The organism is Rhizobacter sp. P3_B12 (genome assembly GCF_056402895.1).
Window position 1 is genome coordinate 1 of the sequence record NZ_JBFUGN010000965.1, and the last position, 2,313, is coordinate 2,313.

The 2,313-nt window shown below is 62.2% G+C and carries 5 protein-coding genes; 2 read left to right on the plus strand and 3 right to left on the minus strand.

The window, feature by feature from the left end; all coding sequences use genetic code 11:
* Both AC1D01_RS30765 and AC1D01_RS30770 read left to right on the plus strand, forming a co-directional pair.
* Window positions 1-416 (plus strand): 4-oxalocrotonate tautomerase (locus tag AC1D01_RS30765; RefSeq protein ID WP_477873207.1); only part of this gene is annotated, 416 nt, incomplete at its 5' end.
* Window positions 417-586: 170 nt separating this feature from the next.
* A complete protein-coding gene (locus AC1D01_RS30770; RefSeq protein WP_477873209.1) occupies window positions 587-1,168 on the plus strand; it encodes a TetR/AcrR family transcriptional regulator in 582 nt (193 codons plus the stop codon).
* A 19-nt stretch (window positions 1,169-1,187) separates the two neighbouring features.
* On the opposite strand, the gene AC1D01_RS30775 is transcribed toward AC1D01_RS30770, so the two are convergent.
* The 3 genes from AC1D01_RS30775 to AC1D01_RS30785 form a co-directional block, all read right to left on the minus strand.
* Window positions 1,188-1,565, minus strand: coding sequence for a DUF6841 family protein (locus AC1D01_RS30775; protein ID WP_477873211.1), 378 nt, complete (start codon window positions 1,563-1,565; stop codon window positions 1,188-1,190).
* A 4-nt stretch (window positions 1,566-1,569) separates the two neighbouring features.
* Window positions 1,570-1,920: a VOC family protein gene (locus tag AC1D01_RS30780; protein WP_477873213.1), complete on the minus strand. Its 351-nt coding sequence runs from the start codon at window positions 1,918-1,920 to the stop codon at window positions 1,570-1,572.
* Window positions 1,921-1,946: 26 nt separating this feature from the next.
* On the minus strand, window positions 1,947-2,313 hold a 367-nt coding region (locus AC1D01_RS30785; RefSeq protein ID WP_477873215.1), incomplete at its 5' end, for a DUF6348 family protein.

A 2,313-nucleotide genomic window follows, 5' to 3' on the forward strand; every position in this document is an offset into this window, starting at 1 on the left:
TGCCTCTCACCTTTACCGTCACGGAAGGCGTCCTTCCCAAGGGCGCCGAAAAGGCCACGTTCGCTCGCTTGTCCGACGCCATGCTCAAATGGCACGGCCTCACCGGGAACAAGGTCATGACGCCCAACGTCATCGGCTCCATCAACGTGGTGCCTCAAGAGCACACCTTCTCTGGATCCAAGGAGGCACGGGTCGCCTTCATTGAATGGAAGGTTCCGTCGTTTGCCTTCGCAACCCGCGAGATTCAGATGGGCTACGTGGAGGAAGCCACTCAGATCGTCCATGAGGCCTCGGGCGGCAGGCTGGCAAAGGAATTCATCTGGGTCAACGTTGTGCACGCAGTTGACGGCGCATGGGGGACCGCCGGAAAAGCGATGACAAACGCCGAGCTCGGCAAGGCCGCTTCGAACGGCTGACTCGGACAGCGGCGCAAATCCCGCCTTGCAAATCCGGAGTGCCCCGCAACTCTGCAGCCGCACGAGTACGAGAAGCTTGGCGCGGCTGCCCAAGAACCCCGGCGTTGAAGGCACATAACGATCGTTTCTCCAACGCGTAAAATGAGGGCCCGCCGACCGAGAGGAAGCCCATGTCGAGAGCCGAGCAAAAGGTGCTGACACGAAGACGCATCGTGGATGCCGCAGCGCGCGGCTTTCGTCGCAACGGCTTCGGCGGCATCGGAGTCGACGGCTTGGCGAAAGAGGCGGGGGTCACCTCGGGCGCGTTTTACGTGCACTTCGATTCGAAGTCGTCGGCTTTTCGCGAGGCGGTCACCCAGGGCATGAAGGAACTCAAGGAGGGCGTGCTCCACTTCCAAGCCACGCATGCGAAAGCATGGTGGCCCGAGTTCGTCAGGTTCTACCTTGGATTCAAACGCACTTGCGACCTTTCCGAAAGCTGCACGCTGCAGAGTCTTTCGCCCGAGGTGGCTCGCTCGGATGATGCGTCGCGCGCCGCCTTCGAAGCAGGCCTGCACGAGGTGGCCGAGGCCATTGTCGCGGGGCCACGTTCTCCAGGGGTTCCGCGAGATTCAGCCTCGGCTTGCGCTGCTTTGGCTGCATTGGTGGGCGCCGTGACCCTCAGCCGGGCCGTCCACAGTGCCGCCGTATCCAGGCAGATTGCCGAGTCGACCGGACGAACGCTGCTCGGGTCTCATTGGTCGGAGCCATGAAGTCGGCCGAACCCCTGTATCAGCCGGCTGCCGGGATGAGGCCAGCGTCGCGCATGACGGCCTGCTCATCCTCGTGCGAAATCCAGAATGCGGCTTTGGGGCCGGACCCGGGGTCTTTCTCGAATGTCATCTGCCAGTGAATCTTTGCCATCGTGTACCTCCCGTCGAGCGGTGTGGCATCAATGTTCAGCACTTTGGCTCGCCGGAACCCGATCTGCTCGAAGAAGGCTTTTCGCTGGGAGAAGGAGGCCTTGAGGCTGTCATCATTCTTGCCGCACGAAACACCATGCGGATCGCCCGCCATGAACTCGGCCATGTAGAGAGAGCTCATCCACTCCGGGTCGAAGCTGTTGGCGCCTTCCTCATAGCGTGCAAAGAACCTTCGAACGTTATCCATGAGGTCATTCTCCGAGCGCGAGGACGAGCCACGGGACACCAAAGCGGTCAGTCACCATGCCGAACAGGGCCGCCCAATCGACTGGTGCAAGAGGTGCCGTCACTTTTCCGCCCTCCGACAGGCCAGCAAAAATGCGACGGGCCTCCGCCGCGCCGGGGCTGTGCAGCGCGACGTTGAAGCCCTGCATGGATACGGCCTGGCCTTCTGGCAGATCGTTTCCGAGGATGGCTTGATCGCCAACTCGAAGTTCAGCGAACCGGACCTTGTCTGCGGCTGCCGCGGTAGACCCGGGCGGCAACGCATTGCCCTCGTTGCCTCCAAAGAAGTTCATCACGGTGACTTCGCCGCCGAGCAATCGCGCGTAGTGCTGTCTTACACAAGTCAGACCGGCAGCTGCACCTCGCCGACCATCTCACGCAACACCATGAACAGCCGCGCGCCGTAGAACCCGTCGCAACGCGTCCATTCGCACGACGTCAGCGCACTCACGCCCGCCAGCCACGGCTCGTTGTCCTTCAAGGCCTCGAAAATGAACTCGCCATTCACGTGCCCCACGTAGAAGCGGAACCAGTGCAGGTCGGGCTCGAGGGGCTCGCTCCGGATTGCCGTCTCCAGGACGGGCATCAAGCCTGCCGGAATCGACGGCGTGATGCCAGCCGAACTTCGAGTGCCGACGTTGCCGATGAATGCGCTGAACCGTCGCCCCGCGACGGTCCACACCTCGGTCAGGACCTGCTCGGGATCATGG